13 protein-coding genes are annotated in these 16,788 nt (G+C 75.2%); 6 read left to right on the forward strand and 7 right to left on the reverse strand.

What is annotated here, in order from left to right; all coding sequences use genetic code 11:
• Nucleotides 1-25 precede the first annotated feature (25 nt).
• Nucleotides 26-1,204: a PLP-dependent transferase gene (locus tag O7628_RS02575; protein WP_278128056.1), complete on the reverse strand. Its 1,179-nt coding sequence runs from the start codon at nucleotides 1,202-1,204 to the stop codon at nucleotides 26-28.
• Nucleotides 1,205-1,306: 102 nt separating this feature from the next.
• On the opposite strand from O7628_RS02575, the gene O7628_RS02580 reads away from it, so the two are divergent.
• The 3 genes from O7628_RS02580 to O7628_RS02590 all read left to right on the forward strand — a co-directional run bounded on the left by O7628_RS02580 (nucleotide 1,307) and on the right by O7628_RS02590 (nucleotide 4,498).
• The gene (locus O7628_RS02580; RefSeq protein WP_074474382.1) at nucleotides 1,307-1,786 is read left to right on the forward strand and encodes an Lrp/AsnC family transcriptional regulator; all 480 of its coding nucleotides are present in this window, start codon (nucleotides 1,307-1,309) and stop codon (nucleotides 1,784-1,786) included.
• Nucleotides 1,787-1,929: 143 nt separating this feature from the next.
• Nucleotides 1,930-3,516, forward strand: a complete 1,587-nt coding sequence (locus O7628_RS02585) for an MFS transporter (protein ID WP_278128059.1) — start codon at nucleotides 1,930-1,932, stop codon at nucleotides 3,514-3,516.
• Nucleotides 3,488-4,498, forward strand: coding sequence for an LLM class flavin-dependent oxidoreductase (locus O7628_RS02590; protein ID WP_278128060.1), 1,011 nt, complete (start codon nucleotides 3,488-3,490; stop codon nucleotides 4,496-4,498). The genes O7628_RS02585 and O7628_RS02590 overlap by 29 nt, the downstream gene beginning before the upstream one ends.
• Nucleotides 4,499-4,721: 223 nt before the next feature.
• Here O7628_RS02590 and O7628_RS02595 read toward each other — a convergent pair whose 3' ends face one another.
• On the reverse strand, nucleotides 4,722-7,004 hold the full coding sequence (locus O7628_RS02595; protein ID WP_278128062.1) for a cellulose binding domain-containing protein: 2,283 nt from the start codon (nucleotides 7,002-7,004) through the stop codon (nucleotides 4,722-4,724).
• A 223-nt stretch (nucleotides 7,005-7,227) separates the two neighbouring features.
• Between O7628_RS02595 and O7628_RS02600 the strand changes: the two genes are divergently transcribed.
• A complete protein-coding gene (locus O7628_RS02600) occupies nucleotides 7,228-8,646 on the forward strand; it encodes a pyridoxal-dependent decarboxylase (RefSeq protein ID WP_278128063.1) in 1,419 nt (472 codons plus the stop codon).
• 4 nt (nucleotides 8,647-8,650) lie between these two features.
• Here the strand turns inward: O7628_RS02600 and O7628_RS02605 are convergent, their stop codons facing one another.
• Both O7628_RS02605 and O7628_RS02610 read right to left on the reverse strand, forming a co-directional pair.
• Entirely contained in the window at nucleotides 8,651-9,799 is a 1,149-nt protein-coding gene (locus O7628_RS02605) for a sulfite exporter TauE/SafE family protein (protein ID WP_278128065.1), read from the reverse strand.
• 121 nt (nucleotides 9,800-9,920) lie between these two features.
• Nucleotides 9,921-10,391 carry an Rrf2 family transcriptional regulator gene (locus O7628_RS02610; protein WP_074474387.1) on the reverse strand — a complete coding sequence of 157 codons (471 nt, stop codon included), beginning with the start codon at nucleotides 10,389-10,391 and terminating at the stop codon, nucleotides 9,921-9,923.
• Nucleotides 10,392-10,624: 233 nt separating this feature from the next.
• On the opposite strand from O7628_RS02610, the gene O7628_RS02615 reads away from it, so the two are divergent.
• Both O7628_RS02615 and O7628_RS02620 read left to right on the forward strand, forming a co-directional pair.
• Nucleotides 10,625-11,962, forward strand: a complete 1,338-nt coding sequence (locus O7628_RS02615) for a serine/threonine-protein kinase (RefSeq protein WP_278128067.1) — start codon at nucleotides 10,625-10,627, stop codon at nucleotides 11,960-11,962.
• Nucleotides 11,959-13,746 carry an extracellular solute-binding protein gene (locus O7628_RS02620; protein ID WP_278128069.1) on the forward strand — a complete coding sequence of 596 codons (1,788 nt, stop codon included), beginning with the start codon at nucleotides 11,959-11,961 and terminating at the stop codon, nucleotides 13,744-13,746. The genes O7628_RS02615 and O7628_RS02620 overlap by 4 nt, the downstream gene beginning before the upstream one ends.
• Before the next feature lie 27 nt (nucleotides 13,747-13,773).
• Here O7628_RS02620 and O7628_RS02625 read toward each other — a convergent pair whose 3' ends face one another.
• The 3 genes from O7628_RS02625 to O7628_RS02635 form a co-directional block, all read right to left on the reverse strand.
• Nucleotides 13,774-14,658 carry an acyl-CoA thioesterase II gene (locus O7628_RS02625; RefSeq protein WP_074474390.1) on the reverse strand — a complete coding sequence of 295 codons (885 nt, stop codon included), beginning with the start codon at nucleotides 14,656-14,658 and terminating at the stop codon, nucleotides 13,774-13,776.
• Nucleotides 14,655-16,103 carry a pyruvate kinase gene (pyk, locus tag O7628_RS02630; RefSeq protein WP_074474391.1) on the reverse strand — a complete coding sequence of 483 codons (1,449 nt, stop codon included), beginning with the start codon at nucleotides 16,101-16,103 and terminating at the stop codon, nucleotides 14,655-14,657. The genes O7628_RS02625 and pyk overlap by 4 nt, the downstream gene beginning before the upstream one ends.
• Before the next feature lie 287 nt (nucleotides 16,104-16,390).
• Complete coding sequence (locus O7628_RS02635) at nucleotides 16,391-16,747, reverse strand: YciI family protein (RefSeq protein WP_221487087.1); 357 nt, start codon at nucleotides 16,745-16,747, stop codon at nucleotides 16,391-16,393.
• Between the last annotated feature and the right edge of the window lie 41 nt (nucleotides 16,748-16,788).

Raw genomic sequence — 16,788 nt, forward strand, 5'->3', positions numbered from 1 at the left:
CGTCCGGCAGCGGCAGCGGCAGCGGTCAGCCGAGCGCGGCGAGCGCCTGCGCCAGGTCCGCCCGCAGGTCCTCCGGGTCCTCCAGGCCGACGGAGAGGCGCAGCAGCCCGCCGGCGGGCCGGGCGTCGCCGGCGACGGGCCGGTGGGTGAGCGAGGCGGGGTGCTGGACGAGGGTGTCGACGCCGCCGAGGGAGACGGCGTGGGTGATCAGCCGGCAGGCGGCGGCGACGGTGGCGGCGGCGGGCGCGCCGCCGCGTACCTCGAAGGCGAGCAGGCTGCCGGTGCCGGTCATCTGCCGGCCGACGAGCCCGGTGGGGTCGTCGAGGCCGGGGTGGTGCACGCGGGCGACGGCGGGGTGCCGGGCGAGCCAGGCGGCGAGCTTCTCGGCCCCGGCGGACTGGGCGCGCACCCGCAGGGGCAGGGTCTGCAGGCCGCGGTGCAGCAGGTACGCGCCGAGGGGGTGCAGGATCGCGCCGGTGAGGGCGCGGACCTGGCGCAGCCGGGCGGCCCAGTCCTCGTCGCAGGCGACGACGCCGGCGAGGACGTCGCCGTGGCCGCCGATGCTCTTGGTGGCGCTGTGCAGGACGAGGGCGGCGCCGTGCCGGGCGGGCCGCTGGAGCACGGGGGTGGCGACGGTGTTGTCGACCAGCAGCGGGGTGTCGCCGGCTGCGGTGGCGAGCGCGGCGATGTCGACGAGGTCGAGGGTGGGGTTGGCGGGGGTCTCGACGACGACGAGGGCGGTGTCGGGGCGGATCGCGGCGGCGACCTGGTCGGGGCGGGCCCAGGTGACGTCGGTGTGGAGCAGGCCGGTGGCGAGGACGTGGTCGGTGCCGCCGTAGAGGGGGCGGACGGCGACGACGTGGCGGTTGCCGTCGCGGGTGGCGGCGAGCAGGGTGGCGGTGAGGGCGGCCATGCCGCTGGCGAAGGCGACGGCGGCGGGGGTGTCTTCGAGCTCGGCGAGGGCGGTCTCGAAGCGGGCGACGGTGGGGTTCCAGAGCCGCTGGTAGACGGCGCTGTCGCCGGGTGGGAGGGCGTTGCCGGTGGCGAGGAGTTCGTAGGCTTCGCCGCCGGTGGCGACCGAGGGCAGCGGGTTGGTGGTGGACAGGTCGATGGGCGGGGCGTGGACGCCGAGGGCGGCGAGGTCGGCGCGGCCGGCGTGCACGGCTGCGGTGTCGACGTTGCGGGGGTCCACGGCGCTGGGCATGCCCGGAAGCGTCGAACATAGTGGCGGATCCAGGCAATAGATCCGCAGAAGATTCTGTGAGTCGACCTTCAGTTACGCAGTGATTCGGAGCAGGATGGGTGGATGCCCGTTGCACCGAATGATGTGCGGCCCTTCGCCGCCCTGGACGACGTCGACCGCGCGATCCTGACCGAGCTGGCGGCGGACGGCCGGCTGCCGAACAACGCCCTCGCCGAGCGGGTGGGGGTGGCCGCGTCGACCTGTCTGACGCGCACGAGGGCGCTGCGGGAGTGCGGGGCGATCCGGGGGTTCCACGCGGAGGTGGACCCGGCGGCGGTGGGCCTGCCGTTGCAGGCGTTGGTGTCGGTGCGGTTGACGGCGCACGAGCGGGCGGCGGTGGACGCGTTCCGGGCCCGTTCGGTGCGGCTGCCGGGGGTGGTGTCGGTGTTCCACGTGGCGGGCGCGGAGGACTACGTGCTGCACGTGCGGGCCGCGTCCGGGGACGCGTTGCGGGACTTCGTGCTCGACCATCTGGCGGTGGATCCGGCGGTGCAGCACACCCAGACGAGCCTGATCTTCGAGCAGGTGCGCGGCGCGGGCTGAGTGCGGGACCGGCGGGACGGCCGGCGGGCCAGGGCGGGTGCGCCGATGGGCCGGTGACGTGACCGGGCCGGCCGCGTTGTACGGGGTGAGGCGCACCGGCCCACCGGCGGTCGCGCGGGGCCGGGAGAGACGCGGGTGTCGGCATGCGCAGATGGTTTCCCCTGACGGCGGTCTGCCTGGGCACGTTCATGCTGCTGGTCGACGTGACGGTGGTGACGGTCGCGCTGCCGGACATGGTGCGGGACCTCGACGCGTCGTTCGGCGCGGTGCAGTGGGTCGTCGACGCGTACGCGCTGGCCCTGGCGGCGCTGGTGCTGGGGGCGGGCGCGGTGGCCGACCGGGTCGGACACCGGGTGACGTACCTGGCGGGGGTGGTGGTGTTCGCGTCGTCGTCGCTGGCGTGCGGGCTCGCGCCCGGCGCGGGGGCGCTGGTCGCGGCGCGGGCGGCGCAGGGCCTCGGCGCGGCGGCGATGTTCGCGACGACGTTCGCGCTGCTCGACGGGGCGTACGCGGGTCGGGACCGGGGCACCGCCTACGGGGTGTGGGGCGCGGTGTCGGGGGCGTCGGCGGCGGTGGGTCCGGTGCTGGGTGGGCTGCTCACCGAGGGCGTGTCGTGGCACTGGATCTTCTTCGTGAACCTGCCGGTCAGCGCGGTCGCGCTCGGGCTGGGCGCGCGGACGCTGCCGGCGGGCCGCCCGGCGGCGGGTGGGCGGGTGGACGTCGGCGGGGTGGTCGTGTTCGCCGTGGCGGCGGGCTGCGCGACGTACGCGCTGATCCGCGCGGCCGGGGCGGGCTGGTCGGACGCCGTGGTGTGGGTGTCGGCGGGCGCGGCGGCGGTGCTGCTGGCGGGGTTCGCCGTGGTGGAGCGGCGGGTCCGGCAGCCCCTGTTCGACCTGGCGCTGCTGCGGGACCGGGCGTTCGTGGCGGTGCTGCTGGCGGGGCTGCTGCTGACGTTCGCGGCGTTCGCGCCGCTGGCGTACTCGATGATCTGGTTGCAGTCGGTGCTGGGGTTGGGGCCGGTCGGCGCGGGGCTGACCGGGCTGCCGATGTCGGTGGTGGCGTTCGTGGTGTCGGCGGTGTCAGGGCGGGCGCTGCACGGCCGGCGGCCGGGCCTGGTGATCGGCGTGGGGCTGCTGTGCGTGGGGGTGGGCAGCGCGGTGACGGCGGTGCTGGCGCGGGGGGCGGCGGGCTGGCCGGTGCTGGTGCCGGGTGGGGCGGTGATCGGCGTGGGGGTGGGGCTGGCGACGCCGACGCTGGGCGCGGTGGCGATGTCGCTGGTGCCGGCGGCGCGGGGCGGGATGGCGGCCGGCGCGGTGAACACCTGCCGGCAGCTCGGGTTCGCCTTCGGCATCGCCGCGCTGGGCAGTGTCTTCGCGGCGGGGGCGCGGGGCGTCCTGCACGCGCGGGGGGTCGCCGACGCGGCGGGGGTCGCCCATGCCGTCGCCGGTGGGCGGGCCCCGGGCCTGCTGGGGTCGGTGCCGCCGGAGGGGCGGGAGCTGCTGGCGGGGGCGACGCGGGCGGCGGCGGTGGGCGGGGTACGGGCGAGCTTCGCGGTGGCGGCCGGGGTGGGCATCGGGGCGGGCCTGCTCGTGCTCGGGCTGCTGCGGGGCGGGGCGGGCGGGCGGCTCCCGGACGGCGGCGGGGCGGGCGGCGGCGGGGCGGGCGGGAACAATCCGGGTGCCGCCGGGGTTGGTTCCAGCCGTGATCGACGTACCTCTGTCAGTCCTTGACGTCGCCCCGGTCGCCGCCGGCTCCACGGCCGGCGAGGCCCTGCGGCACACCACCGAGCTGGCCCGGCGGGCCGAGGAGCTGGGCTACCGGCGGTTCTGGGTGGCCGAGCACCACAACATGCCGGCGATCGCGAGTTCGGCGCCGGCGGTGCTGATCGCGCACCTGGCCGCCCACACGAGCACGATCCGGTTGGGTTCGGGCGGGGTGATGCTGCCCAACCACGCGCCGCTGGTGGTGGCCGAGCAGTTCGGCACGTTGGAGGCGCTGCACCCGGGCCGGATCGACCTGGGCATCGGCCGGGCGCCGGGGACCGACCAGGTGACGGCGCTGGCGTTGCGCCGGACGATGGAGGGCCTGTCGGCCGAGGGGTTCCCCCGGGAGCTGGCCGACCTCATGGGCTACTTCACCGGCGAGCACGCGGGCCCGATCGTGGCGACGCCGGGGCGGGGCGAGCAGCCGCAGGTGTGGCTGCTGGGCTCCAGCGGGTTCAGCGCGCAGCTCGCGGGGCTGTTGGGGCTGCCGTTCTCGTTCGCGCACCACTTCAGCGCGCAGCACACGCTGCCGGCGTTGGCGCTGTACCGGCAGCACTTCCGGCCGTCGCGGTGGCTGTCGCAGCCGTACGCGATGGTGGCGGTGAACACGATCTGCGCGGAGACCGACGAGCGGGCGCAGTGGCTGGCGGGGCCGTCGGCGCTGGCGTTCCTGAAGCTGCGTTCGGGGCGGCCGCAGCCGTTGGCGTCGCCGGAGGAGGCGGCGGCGTACCCGTACACGGCGGCGGAGCGGGAGTTCGTCGTGCAGCGGCGGGAGGGGCAGGCGATGGGCTCGCCGGAGACGGTGGGCCGGCAGTTGACGGAGTTGTTGGCGCGGACCGGCGCGGACGAGTTGATGCTGACGTCGATGGTGTACGACGGGGCGGACCGGGTGCGCTCGTTCGAGCTGGTCGCCGAGAAGGTGGCGGGCGGGTTGCGCCGGCAGGGGTGAACCCGGTGGGCCGGTAGGGGTGGACCCGGTTGGAAACGCCCGAAACACGATCTTCATACCGGCGTCACCGGTGCGTTGCGGTCGCCGCGTAACTTTGGTTCCGGTGGTGGTACGGCACTCCCCGGTCGGGACGGGTCGGGGGTGCTGCGGTGTGGTGCACCGGGCCGGAGCTGTGCGGATTCCGCGGCTGCGGCCCGGTGCCTGCCACCTTACCTAAGCGCGGTCAGCGCAGGTAGATGTTGGGCGTGGGCGGGTTGCCCATGCCGTCTCCGATGAAGAATCCCGGGTGCGGCGGCTGGTTGTAGGCCGTGTTCTGCCAGGCGATCGCGGCGCGGTACTGCGGGTCGTGCATGAGGGTGTAGATCCGGGTGCTGGTCTGGGTCGGGGTGCTGTAGATGCGCAGGGCGCGGCTGTCGCCGGTGCGCCAGATCACCTCTTCCCGCCAGTCGCCGAGGATGTCGCCGGAGAGCGCCGGGGTGGCCTTGGTGCCGTTGTTGGCGGCCACGTCGCTGCCGGTGAGCAGCCGGGTCTCGCCGGAGGTGCCGTACTTGTCGATCTTCGTGGCGTCGAGGAGCTCGCGGACCGGGTCGCCGTCCCACCAGGCGAGGAAGTTCGTCGACGACGGCTTGCGGCCGACGTTCTGGCCCCGGGTGTTGGCCAGGTAGCTCACCGCCGCCGACCAGGACTCGGCGCCGGGGCTGCCGGCCCAGATGTCGCCGGAGACGCCGCGGCCGTTGTCGCCGGACGCGGGGGTGGACCAGATGACCTGGCCGGTGCGGGCGTCGGCGAAGTAGGAGCTGGGCTTGCTGCCGTCCTCGTCGACCTTGAAGACCTCCAGGCCGGAGCGGCTCGGGTCGAGGTCGCCGACGTGCAGGGCGTCGCCGTGGCCGTTGTTGGTGGAGTACAGCAGGCGGCCGTTGTCGTCGATGGTGGCGGCCCCGTAGACGATCTCCTGCCGGCCGTCGGCGTCGACGTCGGCGACGGACAGGTTGTGGTTGCCCTGGCCGGCGGCGGCGGAGTTGCCGGAGGAGTTGGAGTCGAACGTCCACCGCTTGGTGAGGGCGCCGTTGCGGAAGTCCCAGGCGGCGACGACGGCGCGGGTGTAGTAGCCCCGGGCCATGACCAGCGAGGGACGCTGGCCGTCGAGGTACGCGGTGGCGGCGAGGAACCGGTCGACGCGGTTGCCGTAGCTGTCGCCCCAGGAGGAGACGGTGCCGCGCGGCGGGTCGTAGTTGACGGTGGACACCGCGGCGCCGGTGCGGCCGTCGAACATGGTGAGGAACTCGGGGCCGGACAGGACGTAGCCGCTGGAGTTGCGGTAGTCGGCCGACGACGAGCCGATGACCTGGCCGGTGCCGGAGCGGGTGCCGTCGGCGGTCTTCATGGCCACCTCGGCGTCGCCGTCGCCGTCGTAGTCGTACACCTGGAACTGGGTGTAGTGGGCGCCGGCGCGGATGTTGCGGCCGAGGTCGATGCGCCACAGCCGGGCGCCGGTGAGGGTGTACGCGTCGACGTAGACGTTGCCGGTGTAGCCGGACTGCGAGTTGTCCTTGCTGTTGGACGGGTCCCACTTGAGGACGATCTCGTAGTCGCCGTCGCCGTCGAGGTCGCCGACGCTGGCGTCGTTGGCCGAGTAGGTGTAGGCCTCCCCGGCGGGGGTGGTGCCGCCCGGCGGGACCTGCAACGGCACGTCGAGGTAGCCGTTGGCGAACTGGAGCGCGGGCGCGGACGCCGCCTGCTCCGCGCCGCCGACGACGGCCCGCACGGTGTACGCGGAGCCGGCCGCCGCCCCGGCGTCGAGGTAGTTGGTGGCGCCGGTGATCGGGCTGGCGTTGACCTTGGTGGAGCCGCGGTAGAGGTTGAACGACACCCCGGAGGTCTCGGTGCCCAGCAGCCGCCAGGAGACGAGGTTGCCGCTGCCGGAGCGGACGCTGATCAGCCCCCGGTCGAGGTCCTCCAGCTGCTTGGCCCCGGCGGGCGGGTCGGTGGGGGGCGGGGTCGTCGGCGGCGGAGTGGTGGGTGGCGGCGTCGTCGGCGGCGGGGTCGTCGGCGGGGCGGTCGTCGGGGGCGTGGTGGTGGGGGCGGTGCCGCCCGTGCAGGTGGTGCCGTTGAGGGCGAAGCTCGCCGGCACGGGGTTGCTGCTGTCGTTCCAGGAGGCGTTGAAGCCGAAGTTCGCGGCGCCGTTGGTGCCGAGCGCGGCGTTGTAGCCGGCGTCGCGGGCGGTGACCTGCGCGCCGGACTGGGTGACGGTGGCGTTCCACGCCTGGGTGACCTGCTGGCCGGCGGTGTAGGACCAGGTGAGGGCCCAGCCGTTGATCGGGTCGCCGAGGTTGGTGACGGTGACGTCGGCGCCGAAGCCGCCGCCCCACTGGCTGCTGATCTTGTAGTCGACGCGGCAGCCGGCGGCGGCGGCCGAGGCGGCCACGGTGCCGAGTGCGCCGGCGGCGAGGGTGGTGGCCGCGACGGCGGCGGCCAGGAGGGTGCGGCGGGATGCGGTCAGGTGCACGGGGGTGCCTCCGGGGGAGGTCGGGCGGGCACGGCGACGCGTCGGCCCCGGCAGCCTGCCCTTGGCCGCCGGGTCGCGTCCGCCGCGCTGGCGGCGGTGATCGGACATCGCATCGACGTCCATGGTTCGGCTCGCGCCCCTGGGATGCTAGGACACCGCTTTCCCCGCCGCAACAACGTCCCGGTCCCTTGCGTCCGCCCGGGCGAGTTGGTCGACTCGTCGGATGGCTGAGCACATGGACCCCGAGGAGTTCCGCCGCGCCGGGCACGCCGTGGTCGACTGGATCGCGGACTACTGGGCCACCCTCGGGCAGCGCCCGGTGACCTCGCAGGACCCGCCCGGCGCGGTGGCCGCCGCGCTGCCGGCGGGGCCCACCGCGCACGGCGAGCCGGTCTCCGCGCTGCTGGCCGACCTCGACGCGCTTGTCGCGCCCCGGCTGACCCACTGGCAGCATCCCGGCTTCTTCGGCTACTTCCCCGCCAACACCTCCGGCCCCAGCGTCCTGGGCGACCTGGTCAGCGCGGGGCTCGGCGTGCAGGGCATGCTCTGGGCCTCCGCGCCGGCCTGCACCGAGCTGGAGACGGTGATGCTGGACTGGCTGGCGGGGCTGCTCGGCCTGCCCGAGCGGTTCCGCTCCACCGGCCCCGGCGGCGGGGTGATCCAGGACTCGGCGTCCTCGGCGACGCTGGTGGCCACCCTCGCCGCGCTGCACCGGGCCAGCGGGGGCCGCTGGCGGGAGGTGGGGGTCGACCGCCGCTACCGGGCGTACACGTCCACCGAGGGGCACTCGTCGATCGAGAAGGCGGCCCGCATCGCCGGGCTGGGCCGCGACGGGGTGCGGGTAGTCGCCGCCGACCCCGGGACCCTCGCCATGGACCCCGACGCGCTGCGGACGGCGATCCGGGCCGACCTCGCGGCCGGCGACGTGCCCGCGATCGTGGTGGCCACGATCGGCACCACCTCCACCACCGCCGTCGACCCCGTGCCGCAGATCGGCGCGATCTGCGCGGAGTACGGCGTCTGGCTGCACGTCGACGCCGCGTACGCGGGCGCGGCGGCGGTCTGCCCGGAGCTGCGCTGGTCGCACGCCGGCCTGGAGCACGCCGACTCGTACTGCTTCGACCCGCACAAGTGGCTGCTCACCGGCTTCGACTGCGACGCGTTCTGGGTGGCCGACTCGGCGGAGCTGGTGGCGGCGCTGACGGTGCTGCCCGAGTTCCTGCGCAACGCGGCCAGCGACTCCGGGGCCGTCGTCGACTACCGGGACTGGCAGGTGCCGCTGGGCCGGCGGTTCCGCGCCCTGAAGCTGTGGTTCGTGCTGCGCTGGTACGGGGTGGAGGGGCTACGGGCGCACGTGCGCTCGCACGTGGCGCTCGCCGACCGGTTCGCCGCCCGGGTCCGCGCCGACGACCGGTTCGTCCTCGCCGCACCGCACCCGTTCTCGCTGGTCTGCTTCCGGCTCGCCGCCGGCGACGAGGCGAGCGCCGGGCTGCTGGAGAAGGTCAACGCCACCGGCCGGGTGTTCCTCACCCACACCCGGGTCGCCGGCCGGTTCACCCTGCGCCTGGCGATCGGCTCGCCGCTGACCACGCAGGCCCACGTGGACGACGCCTGGGAGCTGATCGCCTCGGCGGCGGGGTGAGCCGTCAGCCGGCCACCGGGGCGGCGGCGGGCTGGTCGGTGGTCGGCTGAGTCGGCTGGGCCGGTGCCGGCGGGACCGGCTGGGTCGGGATCGACTGGACCGGCTGGGTCGGGATCGACTGGACCGGCTGGGTCGGGATCGACTGGGCCGGGGCCGGAGCCGGGGCCAGCGGGGCCGGGGTCGACTGGTCGGCGACGGGCTGCTCAGCGACGGCCTGGTCGGCCACGGGCTGCGCCAGGGGGTGCTGGTCGGCGGCGGGCTGGTCGGCGAGGGCCGCCGCGACCGTGGCGCGGGCCCGGCGGGTGCGGCGCAGCGCGCGGACGGCCAGCACGACGGCGGCGACCCAGCCGGCGGCCAGCAACGCGTAGACCGTCCACTGGACGCCGCCGGGCAGCTCGCCGGCCCGCACCAGGGTGCGGGCGTTGGTCAGCACGATGACGCCGCCGATGACCGCGCCGAGGAGCTGGGCGGGGACGATCCGCACCAGCCAGGCGGCGATCGGGGCGGCGATGAGGCCGCCGATGAGCAGGGCGGCGACGGTCGGCAGCAGGAAGCCCTCGGTGCCGAGGCCGATCAGGAAGCCGGCGCTGGCCGCGCCCGCGACGACGAACTCGGAGGTGTCGACCGAGCCGATGACCTTGCGGGGCTCCATCCGGCCGGAGACCAGCAGCGCCGGGGTGGCGACCGGGCCCCACCCGCCGCCGCCGGTGGCGTCGACGAAGCCGGCGACCAGGCCGAGCGGGCCGAGGAAGCGGGCGCGCAGCGGCCCGGCGGCGCGGCTGGCGCGCAGCGGCCGGGAGAAGCGCACCAGCAGGTACGCGCCGAGGGTGAACAGGATCGCGGCCATCCAGGGCGCCGCGGCCTCGGTGGAGATCGAGCTGAGGAAGGTGGCGCCGGCGAACGCGCCCACCGCGCCGGGCAGCGCGATGCGGGCGACCACCCGCCAGTCGACGTTGCCGAAGCGCCAGTGGGCCACCCCGGCGGCGAGCGTGGTGCCGATCTCGGCCAGGTGCACCGACGCCGACGCCGCGGCCGGGGCGACCCCGGCCACCAGCAGCAGGGTCGACGAGGTCAACCCGTACGCCATGCCGAGCGAACCGTCGACCAACTGCGCGACGAGCCCGACGAGGGCGAGGACCAACAGCTTGCGCACGAGCGCCCCCTGACTTTTCGGCATCTCCTATCGACTTGGTCGACAATGCGGCACGAGACGGCCTCGGGTCAAGTCCCTATCGGTTAAATGTCGGGACGCTTGCGACGGGTGGGGTCGCGGGTCAGCTCCAGGCGCCCGGGTCGGCCGCCAGCTCGCTGACCCGCTCGGGCAGGGTGCCGTTGGCCACGTCGGCGACGGTGACCAGCTCGAGGATCTGCCGCTCGCTGGCCCGCAGGGCGATCCACACGTCCTGCAACGCGCGGGCCGCTCCCCGGTAGCCGAGCTGCTCCGGGCGCTGCCCGCGCACGTGCGCCAGCGGCCCGTCGATCACCCGGATCACCTCGGCGAGCGAGATCTCGGCGGCGGGCCGGGCCAGCCAGTAGCCGCCCTCGGGGCCGCGCTGGGCGTGCACGACGCCGCCCCGGCGCAGCTGCAACAGGATGCTCTCCAGGAACTTCGGCGGGATCTCCTGGGACTTGGCGATCTGCTCGGCGGTCACCGGGCGGGACCGCACGGCGCCCCCGCCGTCGGCGACCGCCGCCAGCTCGGCGGCCGCGCGGAGGGCGTAGTCGACCCGGGCGGAGAGACGCATGCCGGTCAGGTTAGCCGCCCGCCCGCCCGGCCGGGCTGCCGCCCCTCATCCGAACGGGGGAACCGGGGCCGCCAGGGCGTCCCACGCGCCGTCCCACGGGGCGGACCGCCGGCCCACCGGCCCGCTCCGACGGTGGCGCGGGCGTGGCACCATACCCGTGTCGACGGATCGACGCCGACCGCCCGGACGCCACGCGGTCGGGACCGCCAGCGGCGATGGGGGCAGCCACAGCGATGCCGGAGACCACTCCGCTCGGTCCACGGGATCCGGGCCGGGCCGGGCCCTACGAGCTGCTCGGCAGGCTGGGCTCGGGCGGGCAGGGCGTGGTCTACCTGGGCCGCGACCGGCAGGGCCGGCTGGTCGCCGTCAAGATGCTCGACCTCTCCGCGCCGCCCGACCCGCGCGCCCGGGCCCGGTTCGCCAAGGAGATCGACGCCGCCCGCCGGGTCGCGCCGTTCTGCACCGCGCAGATCCTCTTCGCCGACGTCGACGACGACCCGCCCTACGTGGTGAGCGAGTACATCGAGGGCCCGACCCTGCACCGGCACGTCCAGGAGCGGGGCCCGCTCGCCGGCAACGTCCTGCACCGGCTGGCCGTGGGCACCGCCACCGCGCTCGCCGCGATCCACCAGGCCGGCGTGGTGCACTGCGACCTCAAGCCGGACAACGTGGTCCTCGGCGCGGACGGCCCCCGGGTGATCGACTTCGGCATCGCCCGGGCGCTCGACGTCACCGCCACGGTGACCGGCCGGATCATGGGCACCGCCGCGTACCTGGCGCCGGAGCGGTTCCGCGACGACGAGGTGGGCCCCGCCAGCGACGTGTTCGCCTGGGCGGCCACCATCGCGTACGCCGCGACGGGCCGCCCGCCGTTCGGCACCGGGGCGGTCGCGGCGGTGCTGCACCGGGTGCTGCACGATCCGCCGGACCTGGCCGGCTTCTCCGGCCCGCTGGCGGAGCTGGTCGCCGAGTGCCTGGCCAAGGACCACCGGGCCCGGCCGCCGGCCGACCAGGTCCTGCTGCGGCTGCTGGGGCACGGTGGCGCGCCGGTGCCGCTCCGGGCGGCCCTGCAACAGGGCACCGACGCGGCGGCCACCCAGCCGGTCCCCCGCCAGCCGCCGCCGCCCGCCCCGGCGGCCTGGCAACCGCCGCCGACGGCGGCGTGGCAGCCGGCCCAGCAGCCGGACGGCCCGGCGGCGTACGAGCCGACGGCGTACGAGCCGACGGCATATGGGCAGACGACACACGAGCCGACGGCTGCGGCGTACGGGCCGGCGGTGGCGTACGGTGCGCGGCCCGAGCGCTGGGCGCGGCGGCTGCGCCGGGAGTCCACCGACGCGTGGGGCGTCTCCACGGCGATCTTCCTCGGCGCGGTCGGCGGCGCCGTGGCATACGTCGCGTCCACCGCCGTGGGCACCGCCGCCGCCGTCGGGGCGGTGACCTTCGTCGTGGTCTACGGCGTGCGCCTGCTCGTCGCCACGGCGCTGCCGCCGGCCGCCGCCCCGCCCGGGGAGGGCGGCGGCGCGCCGCCGCAACCCCCGTCCGACCCGTACCCCTGGAGGAGCCCTTGACCGCCGGCCAGCGTTCCGCCCGGCCGTGGCTGCCGTACTCGGTGGCCGTCGTCGCCGGCCTCGCGGTCATCGCCGCGGCGTACGTGATCGTGCGGCCCGCAACCGGCCCGGACCGCTCCGGGTGCGTGGCGCTGGAGGTCAACTCCTCGACGGAGAAGGCCGACCTCGTCTCCCAGCTCGCCGCCCGGTACAACGCCGCCGACCGGCGCTTCGCCGGGCGCTGCGCCGAGGTGACCGTGCACGGGCTCAACTCGGGCAAGGCGATGGAGGCCCTGGCGGCCGGGAACTGGTCCGGCCGGCAGCCGGGCGTCCCGGCCCCGCAGGTGTGGCTGCCGACGTCGTCGCTGTGGACGGGCCGGCTGCGGCTGCTCGACGAGCAGGCGGGCCGGGCGGCGCAGACCCCCGGCCGGTACCCGTCGATCGCCAACAGCCCGCTGGTCATCGCGATGCCGCTGGAGAAGGGCGAGCTGGTGCGCCAGCGCGGCAAGCTCGGCTGGGCGGACGTCCTCGGGCTCTCCGGCGACGCCGGCTGGGCGGCCTTCGGGCGGCCCGAGTGGGGCCGGTTCACCTTCGGCAAGGACAACCCGAACCTGTCCACGTCGGGGCTGGCGGCCACCATCGCCACCTACTACGCGGCCGTGCGGCGTTCCAGCGACCTGACGAAGGCCGACCTGGCGAAGCCCGCGGTGACCCAGTTCGTGCGCCGGATCGAGGCGAACGTGTCGCACTACAGCGACGACTCGGTGGACCTGCTGCGCGACCTCGCCGAGGCGGACCTGGGCGGGGCGGGCCTGGGCGCGGCCGGCGACGCGCGGGCCCGGGACATGAGCGCGGTCGTGGTGCAGGAGGAGCTGGTCTACCAGTACAACGAGGGGCAGCTCAGCCCCACCCCGGGGCGGAAGCCGCGGGTGCCGCTGGTGGCGGTGCACCCCAGCGAGGGCACGTTCAACCTCGACCACCCGTACGTCGTGCTGCCCTCGGCGGACGCGGCGCAGCAGGCGGCGGCCCAGGACTTCCTGGCCTTCCTCCAGGACGACCCGCAGCAGCGCAGCTTCGCCGACCTCGGCTTCCGCGACCACGAGCGGCGGGCGTCGGACGCGCTGACCGCCGCCGTCCGGGGCGGCGCGGACGGGCAACTGACCTACTTCGACCCGCCGGCGCCCGAGGTGGTCGACGCGATCCTGCGCGGCTGGGGCACGCTGCGCAAGAAGGCGAACATCCTGCTCGCCGTGGACACCTCCGGCTCGATGAACGCCAAGGTGGGCAGCCGCACCCGGTTCCAGGTGGCCACCACCGCCGTCGACCGGGGCGTCGGCCTGCTCAACTCCGCCGACCGGGTGGCGCTGTGGTCGTTCTCGTCGGAGACGCCGCAGCGGCCGGGGAAGCCGTACAGCGAGGAGGTCCGGCTGGGCCCGTACGACCGGGCCGCGTTCGCGCGCCGGCTCACCGGGCTGCGGGTGGGCGGCAACACCGCGTTGTACGCGACGGTCCGCGCCGCGCACCGCCGGCTGCTCGCCGACTACGACCCGGACCGGATCAACGCGGTGGTGGTGCTCACCGACGGCAAGAACGAGTACCCGAAGGACAACGACCTCGACCGGCTGCTCGCCGACATCGAGCTGGACCCGGACCGGCCGGTGAAGGTCTTCTGCGTGGCGTTCGACCGGGAGTCGGACCTGGCCGCGCTGGACCGGATCGCCGGGGCCAGCGCCGGCAAGGCGTTCGACGCCACCGACCCGGCGACGATCGACGAGGCGTTCGTGAAGCTGGTCAGCAGCTTCTGACCAGCCGCGCCGCGGGCGGGGGCCGCCTCAGCCGCCGACGCGGCGCAGCAGGCCCTCCTGCACGGCGCTGGCGATGTGCCGGCCGTCGGTGGTGAACATCCGGCCGGTGGCCAGCCCCCGGGCGCCGGAGGCCGACGGGCTCCAGCAGTCGTAGAGGAACCACTCGTCGGCCCGGAACGGCCGGTGGAACCACAGGGCGTGGTCGAGGCTCGCGCCGACCACGCCGCCGGGGCCCCAGACCTCGCCGTGCACCGACAGCACCGAGTCCAGCAGGGTCAGGTCGGAGGCGTACGTCAGGGCGCAGGCGTGCAGCAGCGGGTCGTCGGGGAGCTTGCCGTCGATGCGCATCCACACCCGCTGGTGGGGGTCGGCGGGGCGGTCGCCGGGGCGGACCCAGCCGGGCTCGCCGACGTAGCGCACGTCGATCGGGCGGGGGATCTGCCCCCAGATGCCGAGCCGCTCGGGGTAGCGGGCGAGACGGTCGCTCATGGTGGGCACGTCGTCGGGGGCCGGCACGTCGGGCGGGGTGGGGGCGTGGTGGTCGAGCCCCTCCTCCTCGTGCCGCTGGAACGACGCCGACATGAAGAAGATCGGCTTGTCGTGCTGGAGCGCCACCGACCGGCGCACGGAGAACGACCGGCCGTCGCGGACGTTCTCCACCTGGTAGGTGATCGGTTCGGCCGGGTCGCCGGGGCGGACGAAGTAGCCGTGCAGGGAGTGGACGAACCGTTCGGGGGCGACCGTGCGGCCGGCGGCGACCAGGGCCTGACCGGCGACCTGACCCCCGTACACCCGTTGCGGGCCGACCGGGGGACTCATCCCCCGGAAGGCCATCGCGCCGGTGTGTTCGAGGTCGAGGACCTCCAGCAGCTGGTCGACGGCCGCCTGGCCGACGGTCGCCCCGTCGGTCACTGCAACGCCCGCGCGGACGCCGCGTCGACCAGCGAGCCGAGCTGGTGCACCCGCAGGGTGTTGGTGGAGCCGGGGGTGCCGGGCGGGCTGCCGGCGACGATGACCACGTAGTCGCCGGGGTTGGCCCGGTCGAGGCCGAGCAGCGCCTGGTCGACCTGGCGGAACATGTCGTCGGTGTGCTCGACGAACGGCATCAGGAACGTCTCGACGCCCCAGCAGAGGGCGAGCTGGCTGCGCACCTCGGGCACCGGGGTGAACGCCCACAGCGGCAGGTCGCAGTGCAGCCGGCTGAGCCGCTTGACGGTGTCGCCGGTCTGCGAGAAGGCGACGAGGGCCTTCGCGCCGATGGCCCGGGCGATCGAGGACGCGGCGACGGTGAGCGCCCCGCCGTGGGTGCGCGGGTCGTGCTGGAGGCGGGGCACCCCGATCGAGCCGGCCTCGGTCGTCGTGATGATCTTGGCCATGGTGCTGACCGTGAGCACCGGGTACTTACCGACGCTGGTCTCGCCGGAGAGCATGACCGCGTCCGCGCCGTCGAGCACCGCGTTGGCCACGTCGGACGCCTCGGCGCGGGTCGGCCGCGAATTCTCGATCATGGAGTCGAGCATCTGGGTGGCCACGATGACCGGCTTGGCGTTCTCCCGGCACAGCTGCACGGCGCGCTTCTGCACCAGGGGGACCTGGTCCAGCGGCAGCTCGACGCCGAGGTCGCCGCGGGCGACCATGACGCCGTCGAAGGCCAGGACGATCGCCTCCAGGTGGTCGACCGCCTCCGGCTTCTCGACCTTGGCCAGCACCGGGCGGCGGACGCCCTCCTCGTCCATGATGTTGTGGACGAGCTTGATGTCCTCCGCCGAGCGGACGAAGGACAGGGCGATCATGTCGACGCCCAGGCCGAGGGCGAAGCGCAGGTCCTCGGCGTCCTTGTCCGACAGGGCCGGGACGCTGACCGCCACGTTCGGCAGCGAGACGCCCTTGTTGTTGGAGACCGGGCCGCCCTCGGTGACCAGGCAGCGGATGTCGTTGCCGACGACCTCGCTGACCTCGACGGCCACCCGGCCGTCGTCGATGAGCAGCCGGTCGCCGGCCTTCACCTCCTGCGGCAGCTTGCGGTAGGTGCAGGAGACCCGCTCCTTCGTGCCGAGGACCTCGTCCCCGGTGATCACGACCGAGTCGCCGGTGCGCCACTCGTGCGGGCCGTCGGCGAACCGGCCGAGCCGGATCTTCGGGCCCTGGAGGTCGGCGAGCACGGCCACCGGCCGGCCGGCGGCGTCGGCGGCCTCGCGGACGAGTCGGTAGACCGCCTCGTGGTCCGCGTGGCTGCCGTGGCTGAAGTTGAGTCTCGCCACGTTCATGCCCGCGTCGACGAGCCCCCGGATGCGCTCCGGTGACGAGGTGGCGGGGCCAAGGGTGCAGACGATCTTCGCGCGGCGTGTCACGCCCATCAGGCTAGTCTCTCCTCCGGGTCGGTCTGCGGGCCGACCCCTTTCGGACTTCGGAACAGGATCCGACGACGCGTCTCGCCCCGGGCAGGGAAATCGGGCGAAACCGCACCGGAGGCATCGTCCGGAGTCGTCGTGTGTCGGCGGGCATCGGCGACCGCGCGCCGGGAATCCTACCGCCCGGTGTCACCTCCCATGGGCGCGCTCCCCGCCGCCGGGGCCGACGCTAGCAGCGCGCGGCCGGTGACCGCCGTCACGATCACGACAGCGGCCCCCGGCGGGCCGGGCGGTCAGCTCTGCATGCGGGCGAGCGGGAACTCCACCGACCCGGCCGGGCAGAGGAACGTCATCACGTCGACCGCGTAGAGCCCCGCCTGCACCGCCGGGTCGGCCTCCATCACGCTGCGCACGTCGTCCACGGAGCCGGTGCGGGCCAGGCCGAAGCCGATCGGCGGGTCGGGCTCGCGCCCGGGGCCGTCGATCGAGCCGGCGACCAGGACGATCCCCCGCCGCTGCAACGCGCGCATGTGCTCGGTGTGCTCGGCCTGCAACCGCTGGACCGTCTCGTCGGGCAGGGCCCGCCCGGACGGGCCCGGGTAGAGCACGATGCACTCGTAGGTGTCGAGCGCGAAGTCGACCTGCGGCATCCCGGTCACGGCGTCCCCCTGCCCCGCTGCCGGCCCGCGCC

The sequence above is a fragment of the Micromonospora sp. WMMD956 genome, assembly GCF_029626125.1.
In the GTDB taxonomy this organism is placed as follows: Bacteria; Actinomycetota; Actinomycetes; order Mycobacteriales; family Micromonosporaceae; genus Micromonospora; species Micromonospora carbonacea.